Source organism: Desulfatitalea tepidiphila (genome assembly GCF_001293685.1).
GTDB lineage: Bacteria > Desulfobacterota > Desulfobacteria > Desulfobacterales > Desulfosarcinaceae > Desulfatitalea > Desulfatitalea tepidiphila.
Map to the genome: position 1 here is coordinate 2,704,102 of NZ_BCAG01000003.1, position 26,320 is coordinate 2,730,421.

The following is a 26,320-nucleotide window of genomic DNA, read 5'->3' on the forward strand; positions in this document are numbered from 1 at the left end:
TATCTCGGTTTTCCTTTGGAGGCAATAGGGGTGTGTGGGTAGTGGTTATAAGACCCTGATTGAATGCCAATAGCCAGCATCCCATGCGATTTTGAATAAAGCCCATCCCTTGATTTAGGCTATATCACAGGCTGACCAATACCTGTGCTATGAGAACAATATTGCCAAAAATCCTCCTTCGACCCATCTCCTGTCGTAGCAAGTCAAAAAGTTAGACCGCCTTGATAAGGCCGCCGTCCACCAGGATGGACTGTCCGGTAGTGTATGTGTTCGCCTGGGAACAAAGAAATACTGCTACCTTCCCATACTCTTCCGGTCTTCCGTAGCGCCCCAGGGGAATGGTCTTAAAGGTGTTTTGCTGTAATTCTTCCTTGGAAACCCCTGTTCTGTCAGCCCGGATTTTATCGAGCTGCTCGATACGCGGTGTATCGATGCGTCCTGGGCCAATCACATTGACCAGAATGCCATCCTTTCCCAGTTCCTGGGAAAGGGTTTTGGCCAGACCGGCCACGCCGCTTCTAAAGGTATTTGACAAAATCAGGTTGTCCAGAACCGCCTTGATGGAAGAGGAGGTCGAGCACAGGATGCGGCCGCCTCCGGCAGCCCGCATATGGGGCAATACCTCACGGACGGCACGGATGTAGGAAAGCAGGGTCAGCTCATAGGCCCGCTGCCAGTCATCATCGTCAAAAGTATCGAACGTACCGGCTGGAGGGCCGCCGGTATTGTTCACCAGGACATAGACCCCGCCGAATTTCTCGACAGCGGCCGCTACCATCTGCTTGATGTCCCGGGCTTTGGTAATGTCTCCGACACAATATTCCGGTTTGTTGCCGGTTTCGGCCTCTATATCGGCTCGGGACTTTCTCAGTTTTTCCTCTGATGAACTGAAAAGCATTACCCTGGCCTGCTCACGGGCAAATTCACATGCAATCGCCTTCCCGAGACCTGAACTTGCGGCCATGACGATCACGCCTTTGTGCTTTAATCCTAAATCCACGGGTTGTTCTCCATTTCATTGATGGTTTTCTTTTTTGTCTACCACCGGGCACTCCAGAGGCGCAAATCCGTCTATCCGGCAGGCAACCCTGTCTCCGTGCCTGATGCGCACCGCCCGGGGAGTACCGGTGGAGATGATGTCGCCTGGATACATTTTCATGACCTGCGAGTGGAAGGATACCAGGAAATCCGGGCGAAAGGTCATGTTGGCCACCACATTTTCCCCATGGACGTCACCGTTATGGATCGTAGCGACCTTAAGCGCCATGACGTCCTCGATCTCGTCCGGTGTGACCAGTTGGGGGCCGAAGCAGAAAAAAGTTTCGAAACTCTTGGACAAGGTCAGGTACCGTGGATTTCTGGCGAGGATATCCTCAGCGGTCATATCGAGGATGGTGGTAAATCCTGCGACAACTTCCAGCCAGTTCTCAAGCGGGACATCCCGGCACTCCTTTCCGAAAATGATCCCCAATTCCGCTTCCGCGGTGGTCCGTTTGGACTGCAGAGGGATCCTTATCTCGTCTCCGGCGCCGATGATGGTGGTGTCCGGCTTAAAGAAACTGGCCGGTTCCGTGCTCGGTGCCTTTTCGTTCAGATCGGCGGCATGATCCACGTAATTCAGGCCGATACCGAAGATTTTTCTGGGATTCCGGTAAAGCGGCGCGAACCTGGCCTGGGCAAGGGGAATCGCCGCCTCGTAGAGGGAGTCAATCCGGGTCATGCCGCCGTCCCTGTACCATGTGTTGAGCAACCGGATTTGATCATGCCGTAGAATGGAGAGAAGATCAGTCTGCCAGTTCATTCCCAGGGCCTCGTTGATGGCGGCAATGACGAAAGCGTGACTGTTCTGGACAATGGCGGCCGTCTCCAACCCCTTGATGTTTATGGTTGCCAATCTCATGATGGCTCCTTCGGTTTAAAGATGCCGGACGGCTTTCACAAGTTTCATGAATGCCCTTCCCGTCTGGTCAACTGTTGTCTCAAAGCTCTTATAGGAACAGGCAAAGCTAATAGTCAGGCATCCTTCCTGGCTACGGCTGAAGTCTGAGATAGGGACAACACCCATCCAGAACAAACCAGCACAGAGAGAAGCCTTCCTTTTCGCAGGGCCAAAATATCAAGATTTCAGTGAATATCGAACTTCCTTTTTGCCGATTACCCGCTGTAAGTCAATCGGTACGCTTAACCTGAAACAATATGGGTATGGATTTCTCGCAAGGTGGCTTGATGCCCTGCCAATCGGTTGCAATTTGCAGCCTCATTCCGTCCAAAGTGTGTATGGAAGGTGTGTCAGTGGCAGGGCATGGCGTTTTGGTTGAAAATCTAACAAAAACAAAAGCCTACTGCCGAAACAGTAGGCTTTATTTCAAATGGTGGCGATGCAGGGACTTGAACCCCGGACACTGCGGATATGAGCCGCATGCTCTAACCAGCTGAGCTACATCGCCATATGGATTTGCCGCATATCGGTACCGGCATTGCCGAATGACAAGCGGCTCATATAGCAGCTCGAATCCGGCGAGTCAACTCCAAATGGCCGGTTATTGCGCTTGCACCGAGCTGAGCAATTCGATGGCAAATTCATCCAGTTGCTCGGCAGGCGGCAGCTCCGAAAACACGACCATGAAGGGCAGATTCTGGCCCGGCCGTAGCACCGTGGCGGCGGTTTGCGCCTGGGAAACGGCGGTAAGACGCTGTTTGATCTGTTCTACGGGCAATGTGGCCAATTCCTGATCGTCGAGTTGGATGCCGGCGTAGCTGTACTCGGTTTTCACCAGGACTTTACCCTTGGTGAACAACTTGCCTTGCAAGCGGATTTTTTCACGATTGGCACTGTAACCGCTGCGCACCTTGCCCGTAATGACGAACAGCCTGCCGGAAACTCCGTTTTCGATGAATTTGCTGTTGATCTCCAGGGTGGAAAGGTTGAGTGTGCCGGCCGGATCCTGCGGCTTGGGCTTGATGTACTCGCTGAGATAGGGAATTTCGATACCCAGTTGGGTCACCGCGTAATAGGCGCCATAACCAATGCCGCCCAGCAAGATCAAAATGAGCAACACAACCAGTGACTTGCTTGTTTTCTTTTTCGGTTTCTTCGGTTTGGCCGGTTTGGCCGGCTTTTCGACCCTTTCCGCTTCTTCGTCAACCAGCGGCACCGCGAGCGCCTCTTCTATTGAGATTTCCTCTGTGCGTTTTTCCGGTTGGATGGTCTTCTTTTCGACGGAGACCGGCTCCTCGGGCTCTTCTTCGACCTCGAATTCCAATTCGATATCACCGGTGTTGATGGTTTCGGATTTCTTCTTGGGCTCTTCCATCAGGCCGCTCAAATCCGAAAGGTCGAGTTCGCTGTCATCCACTTGGACGGCCTGGTCTTTATCAACGGCGCCTTCACCTTCGAGTTCCAGGTCCAGATCCAGGTCGAGGTCGTCTTTGGTCGTATCATCCTCTTCGATGGATAGATCAAGGCCCAGATCATCGGACACCGCCGCCACTTGCGGTTTGTCATCCAAGTCGAGATCGAGTTCCAGCTCCTCATCGTCCGCTTCCTGGTCGGCCGTATTCCCCGCAGTGGTGCTTTCCGCGGCGTCGATGGCCGATTCGATCTCGGTCAGATCGATTTCGCCGCTATCGTCGCCCAGATCCAGATCCAGATCACTTTCAAAGGCCTCGGCCGGCTTGGGTTTCCGGTCCGATATCTGGTCGCCTTCGAGCATCTGTTCAATATCGGAGAGATCGATTTCATCATCCTCCTCGACCGCCTCATCTGCTTCACTCACCGCAGCCGCTGCAGTCTCCGGCGTGTCGGTAAACTCCTTGTCGAGTTCAAATTCGAGATCTTCCAGTTCTTCTTCGACCGGCGCTTCCGCAGCAGCTTGGGGCCCGGTGGCATCGTCCAGATCCAACTCCAGCTCAAGATCTTCGGAAGCGTCCGCTTTCGCAGGCTTGCCTTCGTCGCCGCCCAGAAGCGAATCCAGGTCTGACAAGTCGAGATCGTCACCAGACGGTTCGCCCGTTTTTTCCGGCTCCAACGCCAGTTCCAATTCCGGTTCCTTGCTTTCTGCGCCCTGCCCGGTTTCCGATTCGAGTGCATCGCCAAAATCAATATCCAGATCGAGATCCTGATCTTCGCCTGCCTCCGCCGCAGCGGATACAGGGGTTTCCAAGGCAGGTTCCAACTCATCCAAGGACGGCTCGGAATCTTCTTCGGCCAGGGTCAATTCGGGCTCTTCGCCGGCCATTTCCTTTTCGGGAGGGAGGTCGCCGAGATCGAAATCGAGGTTCTCCAGGTCCAGATCATCGCCTGCGCTTCCGGTGGCTTCCACCGTTTCCGTGGCCTGGACTTCTGGCGCCGCATCCTCGATATCCCCTTCCAAATCGAGATCCAGCTGCAGGTCCGATTCCGGGATGGATTCGCCCGCTTCGGAAGGTGCCTTTGCCGCCTCGAAATCGTCATCGAGTGACAGGGCTTCATCGATTTCGGCAACCGCGGCCGAGGTGTCATCCGCTGAGGATGCCAGATCATCATCAAGGCTGAAATCCATGTCCAGGTCTATCTCTTCGCTGGCCTCTGATTCGGCAATTGCCGGCGCAGCTTTCGGTTCATCATCCAGGGCCAGGGCGGCGTCAAAATCCAACTCGAGATCTGCATCGTCCAACTCGGGCAGGTCATCAACGGCCGGTGCCTCCTCCACATCCAGCTGCACATCTTCCTGCGGACCGGTATCCTGGAGCGCGTCGCCCTCCAATAGAGAATCGAGCTCGGCCAGATCGATGCCTTCCAGCTCCTGGGCCTCTTCCGGCGCTTCGGGTGCTGCAGATGGCGCCTCGTCGGACATCATCGTCGGCGCTACGGTGGCCTCCTGAAACGGTTCGACCTCTTCAGGCGCCGGAGGATAGGCTAAAAACACATGCCGGCACTGCGAGCAACGCACCTTGGATCCCGTGGGCTTCAACAGGGCCTCGTCTAGGCGAAAAGTGGTGTTGCATTCCTGGCAGGTAATAAACATGTCACACCTTCATGAGTTAGGCATTAAAATTTAAATGGTAGATCCCCGGCAGATTCCGGTAGGCTTCCCCATAGTCCAGACCATAGCCCACCAAAAAACCTTCCTTGACCTTGTGGCAAACATAATCGGCTTTGATATCGACCTGTCGGCGTTCGCATTTATCAATCAGGACGCAGGCTTTGACCGAGCGGGGCTGCCTGCTTTTCAAATGGTCGCGCAGAAAGGCCAGGGTCAATCCCGTATCGAGGATATCTTCAACAATGAGGAGATCTTTGCCTTTGAGATCCGTCTCGGCATCTTTAAGCAGGTCGATGTGGCCGTTGGAGTGATCCTTGTCTCCATAGCTGGCCAGTCTGATGAAATCCACGGTCATGCGGTCGATATTCAAATGCCGGATCAGGTCCGCCATGAAAACGAAGGCACCTTTCAGCACCCCGATAACGACCAGATCGGCATTTCTGTAGTCGGAAGAGATTTGTTTCGCTAGTGCGGCCACCTTTTCGGCGATGCTCTTTTGGTCTAAAACAAGTGTCAATTCCGGCATGGTCTCTGCTTTTTGTAAAAAGAGGCTTGGGATCGATACCGTTGCGCTTGAACGCCGGCCATCGAGCGGCAAGTCGCTCCTTATCCACTCCTGTTTCTCAAACCCTTATCGTCATTCTCTTGCGATGGCTTTAGCAGGCTGTTGAAAAAAGAGCCGTGGCAACGCCCGCCGCGCCGATTTGCGGGTGTCGAAAATCGTGCCCGTCACCTGTTTGCAAACCGATTTACTACCCCGGATAAGGATGCCAAAAAGCTACATGATGACAGCACTCTTGTCAATAAATTTAATTCCTTACAGGCCTGTCTGTGCCAATTGCGCCATCAGCTTCTTCTGCTCGGAGGTGAGTCGGGAAGGCATATGCATCAGCACTACCACGTAAAGGTCGCCGCGCCCATGCCCCTTCATGTGGGGAAGTCCGTGACCGGCCAATCGCATCTTGGTCTTGTGCCGGGTTCCAGGCGGGATTTTAAGCGTCAATTCTTTTCCTTCGATGGTGGGAACGGAAATGGAGGTTCCCAACACCGCCTCGGTCAATTTGATTTCCCGATGAACCACCAGGTCGTATTCCTCCACCGAAAAGGTGGGATCGTCCACGACCACGGATTTGATATAGAGATCACCCGGGGCGCCGCCATAAGGGCTGGTTTCACCTTTACCCCCCAGCCGCAGTTTTTTACCGCTGATCATGCCCTTGGGGATTTTGACGTTGATACTCTGCGTGCGGCCCTGATGTTGGAAGGAGACGGTCTTTTCCGCACCGGCAGCGACTTCCTGAACGGTGAGCGGTAGTTCATACACCAGATCGGATCCCTTGGGTGCGGGTTGCCTGGCCCCTCTGCCGCCGAAAGGCGACCCGCTGCCGCCGAAGGTGAAACGGAACCCCCCGTCGCCGGTCGAGAATCCCCTGCCGCCGAAGCCGAACTCCTTGAAGATATCGCCGAAATCGAAATTGCGGAAAATATCTTCCTGGCTGTACCGCTGCTTGAAATCGGCCGATCCGAACGTGTCGTACTGCTTGCGTTTTTCGTCGTCGCTCAGCACGGCATAAGCCTCGCTGATTTTTTTAAACTTCTCCTCGGCGGCCGGGTCTCCCTTGGCGTGGTCGGGATGGTATTTCATCGCCAACTTGCGATAGGCCTTTTTGATGTCCGCGCTGCTCGCATTTTTGTCGACGCCGAGAGTCTTGTAGTAATCGTTTTCCGCCATTTGCCTCTTACTCCATTTCTTGTCGCGATGATGCCTGGATATATCTAAATATTGGAAAGCATGTAAAATTCACACGAAAAGATAAGAAGTTTCACCGCCTGCGTCAAGGCATCCATTACCACCACAAGCAATAAGCCCGTCCCCCGACAGCCCCCCTGAATTCAACAAACTCAATAAACTCGGCAAGCTGTTCGGCCAAACGGCGACGCTACCGCTTTTTCAAGCGGTCCAACCGGAGACGCTGGCGCTCGTCGAACAGGCGCCGGGCGCCGAGGCCGATGGCCACGAGGGTGCCTAAACCGGTTCCGCCGGATATCAAAAACATAATCAAAATCTGATACTTAACCGCTTCCATGGGCGGATTGCCGCCCAATATCTGGCCGGTCATCATGCCCGGCAGGCTGACGAGACCGGCGGCCATCATGGAATTGATGATCGGAATCAAGCCGCTGCGGACGCTCTCCCGGCGGGGCACTTCGATCGCCCGGCGCCAGCTCTGTCCCAGCATCAGGCGCCCTTCGATCAGAGTCCGCTGGTCCCAGGCGGATGAAGTCAGACGATCCATTCCCAGGGCGATGCCGTTCATGGTGTTGCCCAACAACATGCCGAGCAGCGGAATGGCGTATTGGGGCTCGTACCAGGGTTGGGGCCGAATGAGAACTCCCAAGGCCAGGATGGTGACCGCGAACGATGAAATAAACATGGAGAGCGTGCCCAGGCCGAAACCCCAGAGGCCGGCAAAGCGTCTTTTCTGGCGCCCGAGCACCTCGCGGCCGGCGGCCAGCAGCATCACGCAGGCCACCAGCGCGATCCAGCCCAGATGCACGTGGGTAAATAGCGTTTTAAGGACGAACCCGACCAGCATCAATTGGATGGTCATGCGTATGGCGGCCACGGCCAGCTGGCCCTCCAGTTGCAGACGCATGATCCGGGAGAGGATGGCCAAAAGCACCACCAGCCCGGCAGCCAGGCTCAAATCGAGCGGAGAAAGCGCGATGATGGTCATGGTATCTCCCGTGGACGAATCACGCCGGGATCCGTCCGGCGTCGAAGATTGCCAACCTGCCGTTGCCCAGGGTATAGATGGGGTCGCACCAGCGGCGCAACTGCTCCAGGTCATGGCTCACCCAGACGATCACCGGTCGGTGCTGCCGCCGGTATTCGTCGATCAACGTTTCCGCCCGTTCGGTGTTGGTTTTGTCCAGATTGGCGGTCGGCTCGTCGAGGAGGAGCACGCGGGGCTGGTTCACCAGAACCCGCAGCAAGGCCAGGCGCTGGCGCTCGCCGCTGGACAGATGGGACACCTGCCAGGTCATGACGCCACTGTCGAATCCCAGCTGTTCCAAACCATATGGCGGCCAGTGTTCGAAATGTTCGCCCACCGTATCGTACCACCAGGCCGCCTCGGCCGGCAGCAGGGCGACCTTGAATCGCCATTGGGGCGCCGGGATCTGATCGGCCGCGACATCATCGAGCCACATCCGCCCCCCATGGGGGTCCAGATCGGCCATGGCCCTGAGCAGCAGCGACTTACCGGTACCCGATGGCCCTGTAATGCCTGCGGCTTGACCGGATGAAAGAGTCAAATCCAGATGATTCAACGATCGGCAACCCAGCGCTTCCAGCCGCAACCCGTCGCTCATCGGTCAACTCTTTTCGCCGGCACGCAGGGCCACCATCAGCACAGATATGGCGGCCGGCGTGATGCCCGATATGCGGGAGGCCTGGCCCAATGATATGGGGCGGATCGTGGAGAGCTTCTCTTTGAGTTCGTTGGACAACCCGTGGACTCGATCATAATCGAAATCGTCGGGCAGCCGGATCTGTTCGAGGTGCTTGAAACGTTCGATCTCGCTCAGCTGCCGCCGGATATAGCCCTCATATTTGATTTCGATTTCAACCTGGCGGGCCACCCGCTCGTCAAGGGGTTTCGGCGGCGGTGCCAGCTGCCGCACGATATCGTAATTCACTTCGGCACGCTTGAGCAGTTGATCGAGATGGATGCCGCTGGTGATGGCGTTGGAGCCTCTGGCGTCGAGATACTGATTCACTTGGGGCAAAGGCTTGACCACCGTCGTGCGCAACCGCCCCATCTCCGCGTCGATCTCCCTTTTTCGTTCCACGGCCGCCTGGGCCGCATCATCGGCGATCAGGCCCAGTTCGTGCCCGATGGCCATCAACCGCAGGTCGGCATTGTCCTCACGCAGCATCAGTCGGTATTCGGCACGTGACGTGAACATACGGTAAGGTTCCCGGGTGCCGCGTGTGACCAGGTCGTCAATCATCACACCCACATAGGCCTTGGACCGGTCCAGGAGAAAGGGGGGCCTGCCCTGGATGCGACAGGCGGCATTGATGCCGGCCCATAATCCCTGCGCCGCAGCTTCTTCGTACCCGCTGGTGCCATTGATCTGGCCGGCAAGATAAAGCCCGGCCACCGGCTTGGTCTCCAGGGTCGGCTTGAGCTGAATGGGATCGACGTAATCATACTCGATGGCATAGGCGGGCCGCATGATCTCGGCCGCTTCCAACCCCTCCACCGATCGCACGACGCGCAATTGGATGTCGAGGGGCAGGCTGTTGCCCAGGCCGCTGGCGTAAATCTCCTGGGTGTCGAGTCCTTCGGGTTCGAGAATGACCTGGTGGCTCTCCTTGTCGCTGAAACGCACCACCTTGTCCTCGAACGAGGGGCAGTAACGGGCCGGCGTGCCCTTGATCACCCCGCCGTAAAGGGCCGACAAGTGCAGGTGGTCGCGCACGATTTGATGGACCCGGGGGTTGGTGCGCCCGATATAGCTGGGCACTTGGGGTAGATGGATGCCCTGGCTGAATAAAGAAAAGGGTCGCGGCTCCCCCTCCAGTTCCTGGGCGTCGAATCTGGAAAAGTCGATGCTGTCGCGGTGCAGCCGCGGCGGCGTGCCGGTCTTCATGCGGCCGAGGCGCAGGCCGACGGCGGCCAGACTTTGCGCCAGACCATAGGCCGCAAACTCGCCCGCGCGCCCGGCCTTGACCGCGGTAAAGCCGATATGCACCAGGCCGCTGAGAAAGGTGCCGGTGGCCAGAACCACGGCATCGGCCTGAAAGCCGTAGCCGGTGTGATCCTCGACGCCCACCACGCGCCCGTTTTCCATGACCAGCCGCTCGACCAGGGCTTGCTTGAGGTTCAGGCGGGGTTGGCGCTCCAGGACGGCTTTCATGGCCACATGGTACCGCTGCTTGTCGTTCTGGGTGCGGGACGACTGCACGGCCGGACCTTTTTTGGTATTCAACAGCTTGTACTGAATGGCCGATTGGTCTGTAATCTTGGCCATCTCGCCGCCCAGGGCATCGATCTCCCTGACCAGCTGGCCCTTGGCCATGCCACCGATACTGGGGCTGCAAGGCATGGCCGCAATCTTGTCCAGGTCGATGGCCAGGAGCAGCACGCTGCATCCCATGCGGGCCGCGGCCAGGGCTGCCTCGCAGCCGGCATGACCTGCGCCGACCACGATCAGATCATAATCCTTTGGATAGGTCGCCATGTTGGATAGTACACCTGCGTTTCACATCAATGGCAGGCTTATATAACGATTTCGGCGGAAAGTCGAGGCGGCCGATGGCGTACGCGCCATTCCCGTTAACCCACTGAATCCGCAATCTATTCTTTGGCGCCGACCCCCTTTGGCAAGACCAGGTTCAACACCACCCCGACGATGCCGGCCAGGCCGATCCCCTTGAGACTGAACTCTCCGACATCGAAGGCCATGCCGCCCATGCCGAAGACCAGGATCAGAGCGATGATCGACAGGTTGCGGGGTTCGGTCAGGTCGTCGCCGGCCTTGACCAGGGAGTTGAGCCCGACCACGGTGATGGCGCCGAACAGGAGGAGCATGATACCCCCCATGACCGGCACGGGAATCGTTTGCAGAATGGCGCCGATTTTACCAATGAAGGCCAGCACGATGGCAAAGAGTGCGGCCCAGGTCATGATGGCCGGGTTGTACATGCGGGTCAGGGTCACCGCGCCGGTGACTTCAGAATAGGTGGTGTTGGGGGGGCCCCCGAGAAAAGAGGCCAGGGAGGTGGCCAGGCCGTCTCCCATCATGGTCCGGTGGATTCCCGGCTCCTTGAGGTAGTCTTTTCCGGTGACATGGCCGATGGCCAGGATATCGCCGAAGTGCTCGATGGCTGGCGCTATGGCCACGGGCACGATGAACAGCACGGCTTGCAGATTCCATTCGGGCAGCACAAAGGCCGGCACGGCAAACCAGGCCGCCTCGAAAATGGGCGCAAAGTCCACCATCCCCATGGGAATGGAGACACCATAACCCACCCCGATCCCGATGAGAATCGGTATCAAGCGGAACATGCCCCTGGCGAGCAGGCTGACCAGAATGGTGGTTAGCAAGGTCACCATGGAGACGATCAGTGCCTTTGCCTGGGGAACGAGAATGACGGCCCCGTCTCCGGTCTTGCCGAGTGCCATGAAAACCGCCACCGGCGCCAGGATCAATCCAATCACCATGATGACCGGACCGACGACCACCGGTGGCAGGAGGCGCTGCAAAAAGCCGCTGCCGAACAATTTGATACCGATGCTGAGCAGCACGTAAAGCAGACCGGCGGCCGCCAGTCCGCACAGGGTTCCCGGAATACCCCAGGTTTTTACCCCGTAGATGATGGGGGCAATGAACGCAAAGGAGGAGGCCAGAAAAATAGGCACCATGCGCTTGGTCAGCGACTGGAACAACAAGGTGCCGCCGCCGGCCGTAAATAGGGCCACGTTGGGGTCCAACCCGGTGAGCAGGGGTACCAGCACCAGCGCACCGAACGCCACGAAAAGCATCTGGGCGCCGACCAGGCTGTCTCGCATTCTGAAGTCATACGCAGTGGAAGTATTTGGGTTTCGCGACATGCCATCTCCTGATCCGGCCGCACCGGAAGTTTATGTGTGACCCTACTTGGTGCCGAAAATCTTGTCGCCGGCATCGCCCAGTCCGGGCAGAATGTATCCGATGTCGTTGAGGTGCTCGTCGATGGCAGCCACGAAAATCTCCACATCCGGATGGCGCTTTTCCAAATTTCGCAGGCCCTCGGGCGCCGCCACAAGGAAAATCCCCCTGATCATCCGGCAGCCCGCGGCCTTGATCTGGTCGATGGTGGCGATCAGCGTTCCGCCCGTGGCCAACATGGGGTCCAGAATCAGGGCGATGCGCTCCTCCATGTTGCTGGTCATCTTCACATAGTACTTCACCGGCTCCAGGGTCTTCTCGTTGCGGTAAAGGCCGATGACGCTCACCCTGGCGGAAGGGATCATGTTCAACACGCCGTTCATCATCCCGAGCCCGGCCCTTAAGATGGGAACGACCGTAATCTTCTTTCCCTTGATCCTCTCGACTTGAATCGGGCCGGCCCATCCCTGGATCGTCGTGGGCTCGGTGGGCAGATCCTTGGTGGCTTCGTAGGTCAGCAGCGTGGCGACTTCAGACGCCAGGTCACGAAAATCCTTGGTCGTCACATCGTTGACCCGCATCAATCCCAACTTGTGTCGAATCAGTGGGTGTTGCACCAGTTTGACAGGCAAGGCGATCTCCTTTGCTAAGTGCACATCCACAAATGGCCAATTGGCCCGATATCGGCGTTGCACGGAAAATTTAATCCTAGGAATATCGACCATATGCCTGTGGTTAAATTTTCCGCGCGCCTTGATCTCGACCCAATTTGCCTATTTGTGGACGCACACTTGTTGAAATAGGCGAAAGTCATCGGCATAAGATTGACTGCATCCCAGCCTTATGCAAAATGTTGTATCGTGTCAAGTTTTGATAGCACAATATGTTGTGCAAACACCCATGCTTGCCAAAGAACCCCGCGCGCTTGCAGGAACCCATCAGCAGTTCTAACTAAACGCGATTCACCCTGAAGGGACGCTCTCCAAAAGTTTTTTGAGAAAAAATTTGCATGGCAACGGAGAGGGCAGGCGTGGATGGAGCAGGAGGCCAGGGCCACATGCGCCAGCGGTCGATAGTGCCGGTTGAATGCAAACGGCGGACAAGCGGCCCAGACTGTTTGAGCGCAGCGAGTTTCTGGGCCGCCCGCCGTGCATGTTACCGGCACTTGACCGCTTGGCGTGTGGCATCGGCCACCTATTCTATCCTCGCCGGGTTTAATGAATAGCATTCCGGTAGAATCGATGGGAACCCATAAATGGGGTTGATCCCAAATGGATCTTTGTATACGCTAGGACTCGTTTTTCAGCTGCTTCCGCCGATCGCATCGCCACCATTTTCCCCTGACCGGACCGCAAACGGAACCCTGCTTACGTCACGCAATTGACAGGAAGGAATGTTATGAGTGCCCCCAACGCAGTCGTTCAAACCCTTGCACCCTCCGAAGTACGCTCCTTTGACACCCTCAGAACAAGCGTCATGCACCACATCTGTTTCACGTTGGGCAACGACCCGTCAAAACCCAGTCAATATGCCGCGTTCATGGGATTGGCCTACAGCGTGCGCGATCGTTTGATCGAACGCTGGATCGAAACCCAGCGAGCGCTTTACGACACGCTGGCCAAGCGGGTCTATTTTCTCTCGCTCGAATTTTTGCCCGGTCGTTTCTTGAAAAACTACCTGATCAGCCTGCGTATGGAAGAAGAAGCCCGTCAGACCATGGCCGACATGGGATTCGACCTGGACGAGCTGGAGGAAGAGGAGTGGGACGCGGGTTTGGGCAACGGCGGATTGGGTCGTCTGGCCTCGTGCTACATGGACTCACTGGCCTGCCTCGACCTGCCGGGCTATGGATATGGGATTCGATATGATTACGGCATTTTTCACCAGATCATCGACAACGGCTACCAGCGCGAACAGTCGGACAACTGGCGGCGTCAGGGCACCCCTTGGGAAATTCAGCGGCGTCATTATCTGTTGCCGGTACGGTTCTACGGCCGCACCGAAACCTACCGCGACGCGGCGGGTCGCCAGCGTTATCGCTGGGTGGACGGTGAAGTGGTCATGGCCATGGCCTGCGACATCATGGTGCCGGGTTACGGCGACGACCATGTGACCAACATGCGGCTGTGGGCGGCCCAATCGAGCCGTGAATTTAACCTGGAAAACTTCAATCAGGGCGATTACATCGGCGCGGTGCAGTCCAAGGTGGTGAGCGAAAACATCTCAAAGGTACTTTACCCGAGCGACGAAAAAGAGTGGGGCAAGGAGCTGCGGCTCAAACAGCAGTACTTCTTTGTGGCCGCCACGCTGAACGATATTCTGCGCCGCTACCGCAAACTGAACCGTTCCTTCGCCGATCTGCCCAATTTTGTCGCCATTCAGCTCAACGACACCCATCCCAGCATCGCGGTTCCTGAACTCATGCGGCTGCTCATGGACGAAGAGGGATTGGGATGGGACGAGTCGTGGCGGATCTGCGAGCAGACCTTCGCCTATACCAACCACACCGTGCTGCCCGAGGCGCTTGAAACCTGGCCGGTGGATCTCATGGCCCGGCTGCTGCCGCGCCACATGCAGATCATTTTCGAGATCAACCACCGGTTCCTGGAAACGGTGCGCGGGCGCCGTTCGGGCGATGAAGGATTGGCCGCCCGGGTCTCTCTGATCGGTGAAGGCGCCGTGCAGCATGTGCGCATGGCCCATCTGGCCATCGTCGGAAGTCATACCGTCAATGGCGTAGCCGAGCTGCACAGCCAGATCCTGAAGAAAGAATTGTTCCGCGATTTTCATGCGCTCTATCCCCGGCGTTTCCGCAATGTCACCAACGGCGTCACACCCCGACGCTGGCTGGCCCAGTGCAATCCCGAACTCTCCTCCCTGATCACCTCGGTCATCGGTCCGGATTGGATCTGCGATCTGGAACGGCTGGAGGAGCTCGTTCCGTATGCCGAAGACGCCGACTTCCGCCAACGGTGGATGGCCACCAAACAGGCCAATAAAAAGCGATTGGCACGTTACATCCTGCGCAAAATCAAACTGGGCGTCGATCCCGACACCCTGTTCGATGTCCAGGTCAAGCGCATCCACGAATACAAACGCCAGCTGCTCAATGTGCTCCACGTCATCACTCTTTTTAACCGCATCAAAGCCGCCCCTCAGGCGGACGTGGTGCCGCGCACCGTCATCTTCGCCGGAAAGGCGGCACCGGCCTACTACCTGGCCAAACTGATCATCAAACTGATCAATTCCGTGGCCAACGTGGTCAACAGCGATCCGGATGTCCACGGCCGGTTGAGGGTGCTCTTTCTGCCCAACTATTGCGTCTCCCAGGCGGAAAAGATCGTTCCGGCCGTGGACCTTTCCGAGCAGATCTCCACGGCCGGCATGGAAGCCTCGGGCACGAGCAACATGAAGATGGCGCTGAACGGTGCACTGACCATCGGTACCCTGGATGGGGCCAACATCGAAATCATGGAGGCCGTGGGCCGCGAAAATATCTTCATCTTCGGTCTGACGGCCGAACAGGTCATGGAGAGGCGTAAGAACGGCAACGATCCGAATGCCTGTGTCCGCGGTGACGATGAATTGCGATCCGCATTGGACACCATCGCGTCGGGGGTATGCTCCGCCCACGATCCATCATTGTTTGCCCCTATCCTTGGCGCTATCTACGAACGCGGCGACTACTACATGCTGCTTGCCGACTACCGCGCCTATGTCGAGGCCCAGGAAACGGCCGCCCGGCTGTTTGCCGACAGGGAAGCATGGGCCCGCAGGTCGATTCTCAATACGGCCCGCATGGGACGGTTTTCAAGCGATCGTGCGGTGATGGAGTATGCCAACCACATCTGGCACGTCCGACGCCTCGTGTAGGGTCGAGGGAAATTCAAATGAAAGAAGGTGAGGCGTCGGGATCTGCATAGGAGTGCCCATATATCGAGTTGAAAATGAGCAGTTTTACCAATTGCACAAATTGTCACACTTTTGATATATATGCCGCTATCACTGGCGAACGTTCCGTTACAGTGCCATTAATCCTAATGGTTTCCGCCTCGACCCTGTGCCATGTATCTTCGGTGCCAGGGTCGGGTCATCACCAACCCAAAGGAGGAAAACACCATGAGAGGAACTATGAAGACAAAATCGTTGGTATTCGTCACCCTGCTGGTTGCCGCGTTGATGTTTGCATCGATTCAAGGATGCGCGACCTCACCCGCCCAACCGATAGGTGATTTGGAACAAAAAATCGACCAGGCCGTGGCAGATTCCAGCAAGGCGCTGAGCGAAGCCCAGGCGGCCAAGAGCATGGTCGGCACCGACGCCCAACGGGCCGAGGCAGCGGCCGCCAGAGCTGAAAGGGCTGCCGATCGGGCCGAAGCTGCCGCAGCCCTGGCCGAGGAGATGGCCCAGAAGGCGGAAGCGATTTTCATGCAAAAAATGAAAAAGTGAAACACTGCCTCGACCGGATAACCTGGCGCCGGGGTGTTCTGGTCATCCTCTGCTGTTTTTGGGCGGTCCACTGGGGTTATGCCCCGGTGTTCGGCAACTCTACCCAAATGCAGCAGCGGAGTACCTACACCCTGGCACCGGGCAACGCGCTTATCGGCCACCCGTGGGAGCATGCGATCCAAAAAGGTGAAACCCTGCTGGATGTCGCCCGACTCTATGACCTGGGCTTCAACGAGATCGAACTGCTTCACCCCGACTGGGACCCATGGTTGCCGACCGTCGGCGCCCAGGTCATGATTCCCTCCTTCTGGGTCCTGCCCCACGCAGGCCCTGCGGAGATCGTGATCAACGTGGCTGAACTGCGTCTCTACCGCTTCTCCAAGGATCGCCGGCGGGTGACGACCTTTCCCATCGGCATCGGCGAAAAGGATGCGGTCACCCCCATCGGGAACTTCACCATCAGCGACAAAAAAGAGAATCCTTCCTGGTCCGTGCCCCCCTCTTTACGGCACAAATATGACGTTCGTTGGTTTCCTCCCGGCCCGGACAATCCCCTGGGCGACTTCTGGATGGGACTCAACGGCACCCGCTATGGCATCCACGGCACCGATGTGCCCTGGTCGATCGGCCGGTTGGTGACGCATGGATGTATCCGTCTCTATCCCGAAGATATTACCGTACTGTTCGACCAGGTGGCGGTCGGCACCCAGGTCAACCTCATCTACCAACCCGTCAAGATCGGACCGCTGAACGATCGCATCTTCGTCGAAGTTCACCCGGACATCTACGGGCGCATCGGCGACCTGGTGAGCTTCGGGTTCGCCCTGCTGCACGAACGCGGCCTGGTTTACCGCGTCGATGCCAAAAAGATGTATCGGGCACTGAAACAGCAAAACGGTCTCCCGGCCGACGTCACACGGGATCCCCCCTTGCAGGCGGCCGAAGAAGGCGGTTGATCCCCATGGCATCTTACCAGCTCCAAATCCTCAAAGCCATGCAGCAGCCGGAATTTTATCCCCACCCCGTCAGCCGCCTCCACCAATGCGAAACGCACATTTCGACGGTGTTTCTGACAGGATCCTTTGTCTACAAAATCAAAAAGCCGGTCAATCTCGGATTCCTGGACTTCACGACCCTCGAACTTCGGCGTCATTATTGTGAACGGGAAGTCATGCTGAACCGGAGACTGTCCCGGGACGTTTATCTCGAAGTCGTTCCCATCACTTCGCAACCGTCCGGTTACCAGTTCCATGGACCGGGACATCCGGTCGAATATGCAGTCAAGATGCGGCAGCTTGCCGAGGACGACGTCATGATCGAGAGGCTCAAGCGATCCGCCGTCGCGGACGACGATATCGACGACCTCGCGCGACGCCTGGTTTCCTTCTATCGAGAGACCGCGACGGTCGGGAAAAACGGCATAATCGACGAGCGTCCGGACGCGGTGCCGCCCTGGCAGGAGAACTTCGACGTGCTTCGACCGTTTGCCGGCCGGTACCTGGACCGAACCGCCTTCGAAACCATCGAAACGGCGACACACCGTTTTTTCAAATCGCGCCGACCGCTGTTCGAACGTCGGATCGAGAGCGGCAAGATCAAAGATTGCCACGGCGACCTGCGGAGCGATCATATCTACTTCACGCAGGAGGGCATCCAGATCATCGACTGCATCGAGTTCAACGACCGCTTCCGCTTCCAGGACATCATCAGCGACCTGGCCTTCCTGGCCATGGACCTGGAAGATCAGGGCTTTCCCGAAACAGCCGACACTATTATCCGTCGGTACGTGGAACATACAGACGATCTGGATGCCCTGCCCGTATTAGATTTTTATCGATGTTATCGTGCCATGGTGCGATGCAAAGTGAGCTGCCTGCGCATCGAACAACTGGTGCCGGGCTCGCCGGCGCGGGAAGGTTCTCAAACGGCTGCCAAAAAGTATTTGGGCATGGCCCATGGCTATGCCGCCGCCTTCCAACGACCGGCCCTGTGGGTGGTGTTCGGTCTGCCGGCAAGCGGCAAAAGCACCTTTGCCGCCGAACTTGGAGAAATTTTCGATATCGAGATTCTCCGATCGGATGTGATCCGCAAGCAATTATTCCATGCAAACGGCCGGTTGGAGGGCCCCACTGCATTCGGAAAAGGCCTCTACACGCCTGATGCCACGACGGCCACCTATGACCGCATGCTTTCGATGGCCCATGAGCGGCTCGACTGCCAGGAAAGCGTGATTCTGGATGCCACCTTCGCCAAGGCAGCCTGGCGCACCGCCGCCTGCGATATCGGCCGGCGGTCGCAAGCAAACACTATCTTCATCGAGTGCAGGGCTTCCGACGCAACCCTTGCCGCCAGGCTCCGCGAGCGGGAGACGAAACCGTCAGTATCCGATGCCCGCGTTTCCCACATGGGCGAATTCAAAAGCAGCTTCCAGCCTTACACGCCAACCGAGGGGGTTTTTCATCAGATCGTGGATACTGAAAAACCCCTTCGGCACGCTTTACGACAAACCATTCTCCTGCATGTACTCGGCAGCCGCTTCCAAAGCGTTTCTTCGGCCGGCTAAACCCTGGCTTTTCTGAGGGCCAGCCGGCCGACGAGGATGGTGGCGATCACTGCGGGCACGAAGATCTTGAGAAACAGGGCCGGCATGTCGGCTACTCCCCCCTGGGCACTGAAATAGAGAGCCACGGACAGCTCCACAAGTATAAGCAGGTCGATCCCGATAATCACGATGGTTTTCCTGACGTTCATGGCGTATTCCTTTGGTGTATTGCGTCAGCACTTTACTTCTTGCGCAGGTCCTGCTTGCTGACATTCATCACTTTGATCGCCTGCCTGATCCCGCCTTCCACCGTATAGGCAATCCGTAGTATGTCGCCGGGCTCGGGAGGGATCCCGATCTTGGCCCGGGCGACATGAAATTCGGAAACCCGGCCGGTGGGCGGCCCGTAAGGATGTTCCTTGGAGATCTCGGGGCTATACTCTTCCAGAAGGATCTGCATACCGGCGGTGTTGAACTCAATGCACTTGCCCTGGGCCACCTCGGCCGCCGACACCGCGCTTGCCGAAAGCATCAGCAGAGCAATAGACATGATGATGGAAATGCACCTTGTTTTCATTTATGCGACCTCCCTTATACCGTTCCCTGGCTTTGCTGATGCTGCAGGCGGCGTTTCGACCGGATCTCTTCCGCGGCACCTTGCCAGAAGATTTTGATGATATAGAGGCAAATGAGCGCTATGGTCGATAAGATCAAGACCGCCGCCGACACGTTGAACTTGAACTGTTTCAGGATCACCGACAGCATGCAGCACACGACCGCGATTCCGAAGGCCACCCGTATACCGTAACCTTGCGCGTACTTCGTCGCCACCGTGCCGATCTGCGCGCCAATGGCCGCGCCGGTGAGCATGACAAACACGGCCACGATCTCGATGCGCCCTTTCAATGAATAGGTGAACGCACCGTAAAGACCGGAGATCATCACTTCGAACAGGTCCGTGCCCACAGCGATGTGGGTGGGGCAGCCGATCAGGTAGACCAGTGCGGGCATGCGCAGCAATCCACCGCCAATGCCCAGGAATCCTGCCAGAATACCGGTTAGAAAGCTCACCCCAACCGGCAGCCAGATCGAACAGGTGAAGCCCGCCACTTTGAAATGGACCATGGGAGGTATCTTGATCTGGTGCAGTGCCGTGTACCATGTGATACCCTTGGCGCCGTGTTCGCCGACCTGCCCGGCTTTTCTCTGTTGGGTGGCCTTGGCGTAATCGTAGAATACCATGGTGGCGATCAGGGCCAGAAATCCCACATAGACCCAGCGAACGATGGCATCCACTCGGCCGAGACGCTCCAGGTACATGACGAGCTGGGCACCGGCCTCTATCCCGGCCATGGTTCCGATCAGCATCACCAGGCCCAGCTTGTAGTCCACATTTCCGAATTTGGAATGCCGCAGGGTGGAGATCATCGATTTGCCGGCGATGTGGGCCATGTCGGTGCCGATGGCAAACGCCATGGGAAAACCGAGAATATTCAGACCGGGTGTGACCATCCAAGCCCCGCCCATTCCGAAGAACCCCCCGATGGTGCCGACCGAGAAGCCAATGAGCACCAGGCCCGGCCAGAAGATCTGCATGCCGGCAATGGGCATATAAAGATAAAGCCACGATGAGTTGAGAACGTCCATGAAAGTCTCCTCCATTATTCAGTGAATACTCGTTCAGTGCTCGATAATTTTGCGACTGCTGAGGTCCAGACCGGTCTTGTTGATCAGCCAGTCCATCAAGAATCCAAGAAACGCCCCGAAAAGGGCGGTCAGGACCACGCTCCAGACGGCGAACAACCACAGGTTCGTGTTGTAAGTGTCTGCAATGTATCGCACAATTGGATTATGAAGCACCCGCGTATCCGCTACTACGACAATTTCCGACGCTTTTTCTCCGCCTGCCCAGGCGGAGGTGATGAGAGCGAAAAGCTGTAAGCCGACCGCCCCGGTGATCATGCGCAACCTTTTCATTTCCTCCTCCTTTGTGCCGTTTGGTCGATCGATAGGATCGATTGGGAAAAATCTTCACGGTCCATGTTCCCCGTCACGTTGTCGGAGAGCAAAGGTGGTGCCATCTCAATGCGCATTGACACGGCCCACAAACTAATATAGATTATCACCTTCAATTTCAGGTTGTTAGAAAAAAGCTTATGCTTCTGACCACAGGAGCCGCCCAAGATGCTGCACATTTTCAAACGCAGGCCATCCGAAGAGGGGCGCAATTTGCGCGATGCCCCCGGCGCAAGCACGCTTCAAGCAAAAATGCGCCTCGGGCTGATCCCGCCCATTATCCTCGTACTCGTTCTGACCGGCTACCTTTCCTTTAGACTTCATGCCGTATTCATAAACGAAATGCTCGAAAGTGCCGCCCGTCTGCAGGTGCAGGCCCTATCACGGGATGTGGAATCCTATCTCGCAGCCGGCGCCCGGGATTTGCGCCTAATTGCCAGAAACGCACCGGATCCGGAAGCATTGCGCAATCACCTCGCAACACTGGGCACGTCGTCGGGCATACGTTATCTCGAACTCTCCTTTATCTCGCAAAAGACCGATCAACACCGTTTCTTCTTCACGCATGAAAAGGAGATTCATCAGGCCGCGCCGCAGCATGCCGACCAGATCGACCCTGGCCCGCTCAGCTTTTACGACCAACTGAGCCACCTAGCGCCGGGCCAGGTATGGGCGTCGAAAGTATTGAGGCTTGAGTATCCCCTTTTTTCCACCGAACACCCCAATCAAAAGGTCGTTGCCTGGGTGATATTTTTTGGAACGCCTGTTGCAGGAGTCAAATCTGGTCAAAGCGGATATCTGTTGCTGGCCGCCGAGGTCCGCGGGCTGCGCGACATCCTCACCAGGCATCGTGCCGAAACCTTTGCCATTCGTTCCAAAGTTCAGGGGACCGGAAAAGGCGGAAGCTATTTCGTCGATGCGGAAGGGTGGATTTTGTTTGAAGCTGAAGCGGTCGAATCCCCAATAACCGAGCTGGGTACCGATATGGCGCGGGCCGACTTTTCAGGCACCCTCGGAAACGAAAACCTGTCGGTGGCTTTTTTGCCCGATCAGGCATTCGAGAGTTATTGGAGAATGATCGCCGATATCCGCTACGGTCGCAGCGGCGTCATCTGGCAAAAAGGCCCCGGCGCCCCAAAAAGCATCTTGGGTGACCGGTATACCGCCTATGCGCCGGTATGGTTCCACGGGGACAAAACCGGCCGGCCGACCATCTATGGCGGCGTCACCATCAGCGAGCGCTCTCGTTTGACCGAAATCGCCATGTTCAAACAGATCGACATCATATTCATCATCATTCTCGTGACAGTGCTGCTGTTCATCGTTCTCATCGAATTATTAGGCCGAACCATCACCCTGCCGATCCGACGACTCGTGTCGGCACTTGACCACATCCGCCGGAACGGAAGCGGGGAACCCTTGTCGATCAAATGCCGGGGACAGGAGATCCAGCGCCTTCAAGCCGGTATCAACCAAGTACTGGAAGCGATTCAGCAAAGAAGCGCCGATGAGCAGATGGTGACGATGGAACGCCAGGCCGCCGCACTTAAGGATCTGACACCACTCACCGAAACGGATATTCCCTCGTTGTCTTTGGATCGAACAAAAGACATTTTGTCGGAGATGGTCGGCGTGGGCCCAAAAATTGAGCGATTGAAGCAGGAAATCCTCAAAGCGGCCCGGGCCGGCGCCGATGTGCTCATTCTCGGAGAGACCGGCACCGGCAAGCAACTCACTGCGGAAGCCATTCACCGCCACAGCCAACGGTGCAACCAGCCTTTCGTGGCCATCAATTGCGGGGAACTGGACGAAAATCTCCTGCTGGACACTTTGTTCGGCCACGTGAAAGGGGCCTTTACCGAGGCCAGGACCGGCCGTAAAGGCGCATTCCTGGAGGCCGAAGGGGGCATCCTTTTTCTGGACGAAATCCAGACGGCCTCTCCACGGGTACAACAGGCGCTCTTGCGGGCCACGGCCCAGCGCAAGATAAAACCGCTGGGCAGCGACAAAGAGATCGACATCGATGTCCGACTGATCGCCGCCACCAATGCGGACCTCAGCCGACTGGTGGAACAGGGCGTCTTTCGCCAGGATCTTTACTTCCGCCTCAAGGTCATCACCATTGCAACACCCTCGTTGCGTGAACAGCCGGAAAGCATTGTGATCCTGGCATGGCACTATTTCCTTAAAGCCAGGGAAATGGCACGGAAGGAACAACTGCTCCTGACCAAAGGTGCGATGGAAAAAATGAAACGGTACCGCTGGCCGGGCAATGTCCGCGAACTGATCAATTGCATCACGCGGGCCGTGGTCATGGCCGAGGGACGGTTGATCCGGGCCGACGATATGGCTCTTGAAGGCGATGACAATTTGGTGCAACGGCTGCAGTCCGATGAGCCGGGCCGCGATTCGGTCGCCAATACCCAGGTCAATGAATCAGATGCGGCCGCAATCGCCCTCCACCATAGGCTGAACACCCGGCAGGCCAACATCTATCCCCTGATTGTCAGCCAGGGAGGCATCACCCGCAGCGAATACCACGCGTTCTGGGAAGGCGCCATCTCGTCCAGGACGGCCCTCTATGACCTGCAGGATCTGGTCGACAAAGGATTGCTGCGAAAACTCGGTCAGGGGCCGGCCACGCGTTATGTCCCCTGCGCGAATGTCTCACCCCAACAAGAACCTTGATGTGGCGGTGCGCCATGAAAATCGGGATGTTGAACCTGTTCAAGAAAAGAAAATCTGCGAAGGCCACTCACGAAGCGCTCATGACGGCTTTCAACTACAAGTATGCCAACTTCAAGGCGATTCTGGAATCCAACTCCGAACTTCTCAAAATCCTGACGGATATCGAACATAAACTGCGGGGGCAGGCCTTCCTTGGCGCGACCTGCCTGGAGAGCCAGACCCCCCAGATTGCCTTCCATGCCGATCGTATGATCCGGAGCTTCGAGAATCTCAGCGGCCGCCCCTGCCCGCACCTGAACCAGGCATACGCGACCATCATGCGGGCCTTGCAGCCGGCGCGCAGCGTGCCGCTGCCAAGGCCGATTTCCGGCTTTACCATTGAATACCGCGACATCACACGGGACTTGCTGACCACGGTGGGCGGGAAAAACGCCGTTCTCGGCGAGGTCGGGAACAAGCTCCGGCTTCCGGTTCCCATGGGGTTTGCCGTAACTACCTCCGCATACGACCGCATTATCCATGTCAACCAATTGGATCAGGCCATCCAGCAGTTGAAACAGACCGTGGATATCATAGAGACCAAGACGATCATGCAGGCCAGCGAGCAGCTGCAGCGGCGGATCATGGCAGCCGAGGTGCCCGAAGACCTGGCCGAGGCGATTCTTGGCGCCTATGACCGGATGGCGGCGCAGCGCCGGCAACCGAACGCGCCGCTATTGGTCTCGATGCGCAGCAGCGCGGTCATGGAAGACAGCTGGCTCTCCTTTGCCGGACAGTATCTGACAGTCCTGAATGTCCCGCGCGAGGAGATCCTGGAAGCCTATAAACGTGTGATAGCCAGTCTGTTCACACCTCGGGCCATCATTTATCAGCTGCACATGGGCGTCCCATTGGCAGAGGCCGCCATGGGCGTGGCCTGCTTGGAAATGGTGGCCAGCAAGGCCAGCGGTGTCATGTACACACGCGATCCCCTTCATCTGGCAGAGAACCGGATCGTCATCAATGCCGTCTGGGGCCTGGGCGCCTATGCCGTCGATGGCATGGTGCCGCCGGACACCTATCTGCTTTCCAGGGGAGCCCCTCCTGAAATTCTCGATAAAAAAATCTCGGAAAAGCCGGTCCGCCTGATCTCCAGGAAGGAAGGCGATGTGATCGAGGAGAAGGTTTCAGAGGAGCTCATGCACCACGCCTGCCTGAGCGATACCCAGGCGGTCCAACTGGCCGAATACGGCCGGCAGCTGGAAACCTATTTTGAATGCGCTCAGGATGTGGAATGGGCGATGGATGAAAACGGACGGCTCGTTATCCTTCAATCCCGCCCGCTGCGGCTGGAGCCCATCTCCGACCACCCTTCGCTCTCCAATACGCCGGCGCTGTCGGGATACACCGTCTTACTGGAAGGCGGGGATGTCGCCTGCCCGGGGGCCGCCAGCGGACCGGCCGTGCACGTGCACGGCGAGAACGATCTGGCCAACTTTCCGGAGGACGGAATTCTCGTGTCCCACCAGGCCTCGGCCGAGTTCGTTCTGGTCATGGGCAAGGCGAAAGCGATCGTGGCCGAGTCGGGCAGCGTCACGGGGCATCTGGCCGCCCTGGTCAAAGAGTACATGGTGCCCACCCTGCTCAACGCGCCTCTCGCAACACAAGCCATCGCGCCGGGAACCGAGATCACGGTCGACGCCAATCACGCCCGAATCTATCAAGGACGGATACCGGAACTGCTCAGCGCCCAGCCCGTCAAACAGCCCCCCCTCACGGAAGAGCATAAGGCCCTGCGAAGCAAAACCGACCTGATCACCCCGTTGAATCTTTTCGATCCGAAATCGCCCAGCTTCGCGCCGCAGCATTGCCGAACCATTCACGACATCATGCGCTATGTGCACGAGAAAGCGTACGGCGAAATTTTCAAGCTCGGGGATATGGTCGCCGATCACGAGCGCCTGTCGGTTCGTTTGATCGCCCCTCTGCCCCTGGACCTTTACCTGATCGATCTGGGCGGCGGTTTGAGCGTCTCCCCGACCACCACCTCGACCGTCAAACCTGAACAGATCACATCCGCGCCGTTCAAGGCGTTGTTGAAAGGGCTGCTCTACGAGGGACTTCGGTCAGAGGAACCCCGCCCCGTGGACCTTCGCGGCTTTTTTGCGGTAATGTCCCGCCAGATCGCGTCACCCCAATCCGCCGGTATCGAACGCTTTGGAGATAAAAGCTTCGGCATTATTTCCGATTCCTATTTGAACTTCAGCTCCCGGGTCGGATACCATTATAGCGTGCTGGACGCCTACTGCGGCGAAACGGCGACAGAAAACTATATCAATTTTGAGTTCAAGGGCGGTGCGGCTGACAGCCTTCGCCGAGGCCGAAGGGCGCGCATGATTCAACAAGTGCTTGTCACATTAGGGTTTCAGGTCCGAACCGTGGAAGACCGGGTGACCGCGCGCTTCGCCAAGCGTCCGAAACCGGAAACGGAAGACCGGCTGGATCAACTGGGGCGTCTGCTGATCTTCACCCGCCAAATGGATATGCTGATGTCCGATGAAGCGGTGGTCAAGCGAATGGCTACATGCTTTTTGGATGGCAACTATCAATTGTGCCGAACGATCCTGAAAGAACGTTGATTTCCCGGCAATGGCTGATGCTGCGGGTCCGTCCCTTCATTCTGCTGGGAGTCGAAGATCTTAGCAAACAGGTCCTTAGGCGAATTTCAATCATCCACCCAGGAGATGCACTCCACGGGGCATGAATCGATGGCTTCTTCGACGCAGTCATCCTTTGCCTTGGGCTTGATCACCTTGGCCTTCTGGGTATCATCGTCGAATTCGAAGACTTCCGGGCACAGTTCGGAACAAGTTTCGCATCCCTCGCACGCGTCTTCATCGATCTCAATGTGTTTGGCCATAGTCTCCTCCTTTAAAAATTCTGCTGGTTACTGAAAAAA

The 26,320-nt window shown here is 57.1% G+C and carries 22 protein-coding genes and 1 tRNA gene; 6 read left to right on the forward strand and 17 right to left on the reverse strand.

What is annotated here, in order from left to right; translation table 11 throughout:
• Positions 1-211 precede the first annotated feature (211 nt).
• The 12 genes from DFT_RS16575 to upp form a co-directional block, all read right to left on the reverse strand.
• Complete coding sequence (locus DFT_RS16575; RefSeq protein ID WP_054032254.1) at positions 212-1,000, reverse strand: SDR family oxidoreductase; 789 nt, start codon at positions 998-1,000, stop codon at positions 212-214.
• Positions 1,001-1,015: 15 nt separating this feature from the next.
• On the reverse strand, positions 1,016-1,900 hold the full coding sequence (locus tag DFT_RS16580; protein ID WP_054032255.1) for a fumarylacetoacetate hydrolase family protein: 885 nt from the start codon (positions 1,898-1,900) through the stop codon (positions 1,016-1,018).
• A 216-nt stretch (positions 1,901-2,116) separates the two neighbouring features.
• Positions 2,117-2,248: a DUF6538 domain-containing protein gene (locus DFT_RS27365; protein WP_369688318.1), complete on the reverse strand. Its 132-nt coding sequence runs from the start codon at positions 2,246-2,248 to the stop codon at positions 2,117-2,119.
• A gap of 122 nt (positions 2,249-2,370) precedes the next feature.
• A tRNA-Met gene (locus DFT_RS16585) sits at positions 2,371-2,447 on the reverse strand.
• Between the two features lie 93 nt (positions 2,448-2,540).
• Positions 2,541-5,006, reverse strand: a complete 2,466-nt coding sequence (locus tag DFT_RS16590) for a zinc-ribbon domain-containing protein (protein ID WP_054032256.1) — start codon at positions 5,004-5,006, stop codon at positions 2,541-2,543.
• 16 nt (positions 5,007-5,022) lie between these two features.
• Positions 5,023-5,550 carry a hypoxanthine phosphoribosyltransferase gene (gene hpt, locus DFT_RS16595; protein ID WP_054032257.1) on the reverse strand — a complete coding sequence of 176 codons (528 nt, stop codon included), beginning with the start codon at positions 5,548-5,550 and terminating at the stop codon, positions 5,023-5,025.
• Positions 5,551-5,841: 291 nt separating this feature from the next.
• The gene (locus DFT_RS16600; RefSeq protein WP_054032258.1) at positions 5,842-6,756 is read right to left on the reverse strand and encodes a DnaJ C-terminal domain-containing protein; all 915 of its coding nucleotides are present in this window, start codon (positions 6,754-6,756) and stop codon (positions 5,842-5,844) included.
• A 208-nt stretch (positions 6,757-6,964) separates the two neighbouring features.
• Positions 6,965-7,762, reverse strand: a complete 798-nt coding sequence (locus DFT_RS16605) for an ABC transporter permease (protein WP_054032259.1) — start codon at positions 7,760-7,762, stop codon at positions 6,965-6,967.
• A gap of 19 nt (positions 7,763-7,781) precedes the next feature.
• Positions 7,782-8,399, reverse strand: a complete 618-nt coding sequence (locus tag DFT_RS16610) for an ABC transporter ATP-binding protein (RefSeq protein WP_054032260.1) — start codon at positions 8,397-8,399, stop codon at positions 7,782-7,784.
• 3 nt (positions 8,400-8,402) lie between these two features.
• Positions 8,403-10,277 (reverse strand): tRNA uridine-5-carboxymethylaminomethyl(34) synthesis enzyme MnmG, encoded by a 1,875-nt coding sequence (gene mnmG / locus DFT_RS16615; protein ID WP_054032261.1) that lies wholly within the window; start codon positions 10,275-10,277, stop codon positions 8,403-8,405.
• Between the two features lie 116 nt (positions 10,278-10,393).
• A complete protein-coding gene (locus DFT_RS16620) occupies positions 10,394-11,650 on the reverse strand; it encodes a uracil-xanthine permease family protein (protein ID WP_054032262.1) in 1,257 nt (418 codons plus the stop codon).
• A 42-nt stretch (positions 11,651-11,692) separates the two neighbouring features.
• Positions 11,693-12,319, reverse strand: a complete 627-nt coding sequence (gene upp, locus DFT_RS16625) for a uracil phosphoribosyltransferase (protein ID WP_054032263.1) — start codon at positions 12,317-12,319, stop codon at positions 11,693-11,695.
• A 766-nt stretch (positions 12,320-13,085) separates the two neighbouring features.
• Between upp and DFT_RS16630 the strand changes: the two genes are divergently transcribed.
• The 4 genes from DFT_RS16630 to DFT_RS16645 all read left to right on the forward strand — a co-directional run bounded on the left by DFT_RS16630 (position 13,086) and on the right by DFT_RS16645 (position 18,699).
• Complete coding sequence (locus DFT_RS16630; RefSeq protein ID WP_054032264.1) at positions 13,086-15,560, forward strand: glycogen/starch/alpha-glucan phosphorylase; 2,475 nt, start codon at positions 13,086-13,088, stop codon at positions 15,558-15,560.
• A 258-nt stretch (positions 15,561-15,818) separates the two neighbouring features.
• Positions 15,819-16,136 carry a hypothetical protein gene (locus tag DFT_RS16635; RefSeq protein WP_054032265.1) on the forward strand — a complete coding sequence of 106 codons (318 nt, stop codon included), beginning with the start codon at positions 15,819-15,821 and terminating at the stop codon, positions 16,134-16,136.
• Entirely contained in the window at positions 16,133-17,092 is a 960-nt protein-coding gene (locus tag DFT_RS16640; protein WP_054032266.1) for a L,D-transpeptidase, read from the forward strand. Before DFT_RS16635 ends, DFT_RS16640 begins: the two co-directional genes overlap by 4 nt.
• Positions 17,093-17,097: 5 nt before the next feature.
• A complete protein-coding gene (locus tag DFT_RS16645; protein ID WP_054032267.1) occupies positions 17,098-18,699 on the forward strand; it encodes a bifunctional aminoglycoside phosphotransferase/ATP-binding protein in 1,602 nt (533 codons plus the stop codon).
• Here the strand turns inward: DFT_RS16645 and DFT_RS16650 are convergent.
• The 4 genes from DFT_RS16650 to DFT_RS16665 are packed head-to-tail and all read right to left on the reverse strand — an operon-like array spanning position 18,696 to position 20,655.
• On the reverse strand, positions 18,696-18,887 hold the full coding sequence (locus DFT_RS16650; RefSeq protein ID WP_054032268.1) for a hypothetical protein: 192 nt from the start codon (positions 18,885-18,887) through the stop codon (positions 18,696-18,698). The genes DFT_RS16645 and DFT_RS16650 overlap by 4 nt on opposite strands.
• Positions 18,888-18,919: 32 nt before the next feature.
• The gene (locus DFT_RS16655) at positions 18,920-19,255 is read right to left on the reverse strand and encodes a hypothetical protein (RefSeq protein ID WP_054032269.1); all 336 of its coding nucleotides are present in this window, start codon (positions 19,253-19,255) and stop codon (positions 18,920-18,922) included.
• 14 nt (positions 19,256-19,269) lie between these two features.
• Positions 19,270-20,325 carry a sulfite exporter TauE/SafE family protein gene (locus DFT_RS16660; RefSeq protein WP_054032270.1) on the reverse strand — a complete coding sequence of 352 codons (1,056 nt, stop codon included), beginning with the start codon at positions 20,323-20,325 and terminating at the stop codon, positions 19,270-19,272.
• 33 nt (positions 20,326-20,358) lie between these two features.
• Entirely contained in the window at positions 20,359-20,655 is a 297-nt protein-coding gene (locus tag DFT_RS16665; protein ID WP_054032271.1) for a DVU0150 family protein, read from the reverse strand.
• A 207-nt stretch (positions 20,656-20,862) separates the two neighbouring features.
• Between DFT_RS16665 and DFT_RS16675 the strand changes: the two genes are divergently transcribed.
• Both DFT_RS16675 and DFT_RS16680 read left to right on the forward strand, forming a co-directional pair.
• On the forward strand, positions 20,863-23,382 hold the full coding sequence (locus tag DFT_RS16675; protein WP_054032273.1) for a sigma 54-interacting transcriptional regulator: 2,520 nt from the start codon (positions 20,863-20,865) through the stop codon (positions 23,380-23,382).
• 14 nt (positions 23,383-23,396) lie between these two features.
• Positions 23,397-26,000, forward strand: coding sequence for a PEP/pyruvate-binding domain-containing protein (locus DFT_RS16680; protein ID WP_161807185.1), 2,604 nt, complete (start codon positions 23,397-23,399; stop codon positions 25,998-26,000).
• A gap of 86 nt (positions 26,001-26,086) precedes the next feature.
• Here DFT_RS16680 and DFT_RS16685 read toward each other — a convergent pair whose 3' ends face one another.
• Positions 26,087-26,281: a ferredoxin gene (locus DFT_RS16685; RefSeq protein ID WP_054032275.1), complete on the reverse strand. Its 195-nt coding sequence runs from the start codon at positions 26,279-26,281 to the stop codon at positions 26,087-26,089.
• Positions 26,282-26,320: the final 39 nt, after the last annotated feature.

Bases quoted from the DNA above. Each gene is read 5' to 3' on its own strand.
- DFT_RS16580 (WP_054032255.1), bottom strand. From the start codon at position 1,900: ATGAGATTGGCAACCATAAACATCAAGGGGTTGGAGACGGCCGCCATT.
- DFT_RS16590 (WP_054032256.1), bottom strand. From the start codon at position 5,006: ATGTTTATTACCTGCCAGGAATGCAACACCACTTTTCGCCTAGACGAG.
- hpt (WP_054032257.1), bottom strand. From the start codon at position 5,550: ATGCCGGAATTGACACTTGTTTTAGACCAAAAGAGCATCGCCGAAAAG.
- DFT_RS16600 (WP_054032258.1), bottom strand. From the start codon at position 6,756: ATGGCGGAAAACGATTACTACAAGACTCTCGGCGTCGACAAAAATGCG.
- DFT_RS16605 (WP_054032259.1), bottom strand. From the start codon at position 7,762: ATGACCATCATCGCGCTTTCTCCGCTCGATTTGAGCCTGGCTGCCGGG.
- DFT_RS16610 (WP_054032260.1), bottom strand. From the start codon at position 8,399: ATGAGCGACGGGTTGCGGCTGGAAGCGCTGGGTTGCCGATCGTTGAAT.
- mnmG (WP_054032261.1), bottom strand. From the start codon at position 10,277: ATGGCGACCTATCCAAAGGATTATGATCTGATCGTGGTCGGCGCAGGT.
- DFT_RS16620 (WP_054032262.1), bottom strand. From the start codon at position 11,650: ATGTCGCGAAACCCAAATACTTCCACTGCGTATGACTTCAGAATGCGA.
- DFT_RS16630 (WP_054032264.1), top strand. From the start codon at position 13,086: ATGAGTGCCCCCAACGCAGTCGTTCAAACCCTTGCACCCTCCGAAGTA.
- DFT_RS16635 (WP_054032265.1), top strand. From the start codon at position 15,819: ATGAAGACAAAATCGTTGGTATTCGTCACCCTGCTGGTTGCCGCGTTG.
- DFT_RS16645 (WP_054032267.1), top strand. From the start codon at position 17,098: ATGGCATCTTACCAGCTCCAAATCCTCAAAGCCATGCAGCAGCCGGAA.
- DFT_RS16650 (WP_054032268.1), bottom strand. From the start codon at position 18,887: ATGAACGTCAGGAAAACCATCGTGATTATCGGGATCGACCTGCTTATA.
- DFT_RS16655 (WP_054032269.1), bottom strand. From the start codon at position 19,255: ATGAAAACAAGGTGCATTTCCATCATCATGTCTATTGCTCTGCTGATG.
- DFT_RS16660 (WP_054032270.1), bottom strand. From the start codon at position 20,325: ATGGACGTTCTCAACTCATCGTGGCTTTATCTTTATATGCCCATTGCC.
- DFT_RS16665 (WP_054032271.1), bottom strand. From the start codon at position 20,655: ATGAAAAGGTTGCGCATGATCACCGGGGCGGTCGGCTTACAGCTTTTC.
- DFT_RS16675 (WP_054032273.1), top strand. From the start codon at position 20,863: ATGCTGCACATTTTCAAACGCAGGCCATCCGAAGAGGGGCGCAATTTG.
- DFT_RS16680 (WP_161807185.1), top strand. From the start codon at position 23,397: ATGAAAATCGGGATGTTGAACCTGTTCAAGAAAAGAAAATCTGCGAAG.
- DFT_RS16685 (WP_054032275.1), bottom strand. From the start codon at position 26,281: ATGGCCAAACACATTGAGATCGATGAAGACGCGTGCGAGGGATGCGAA.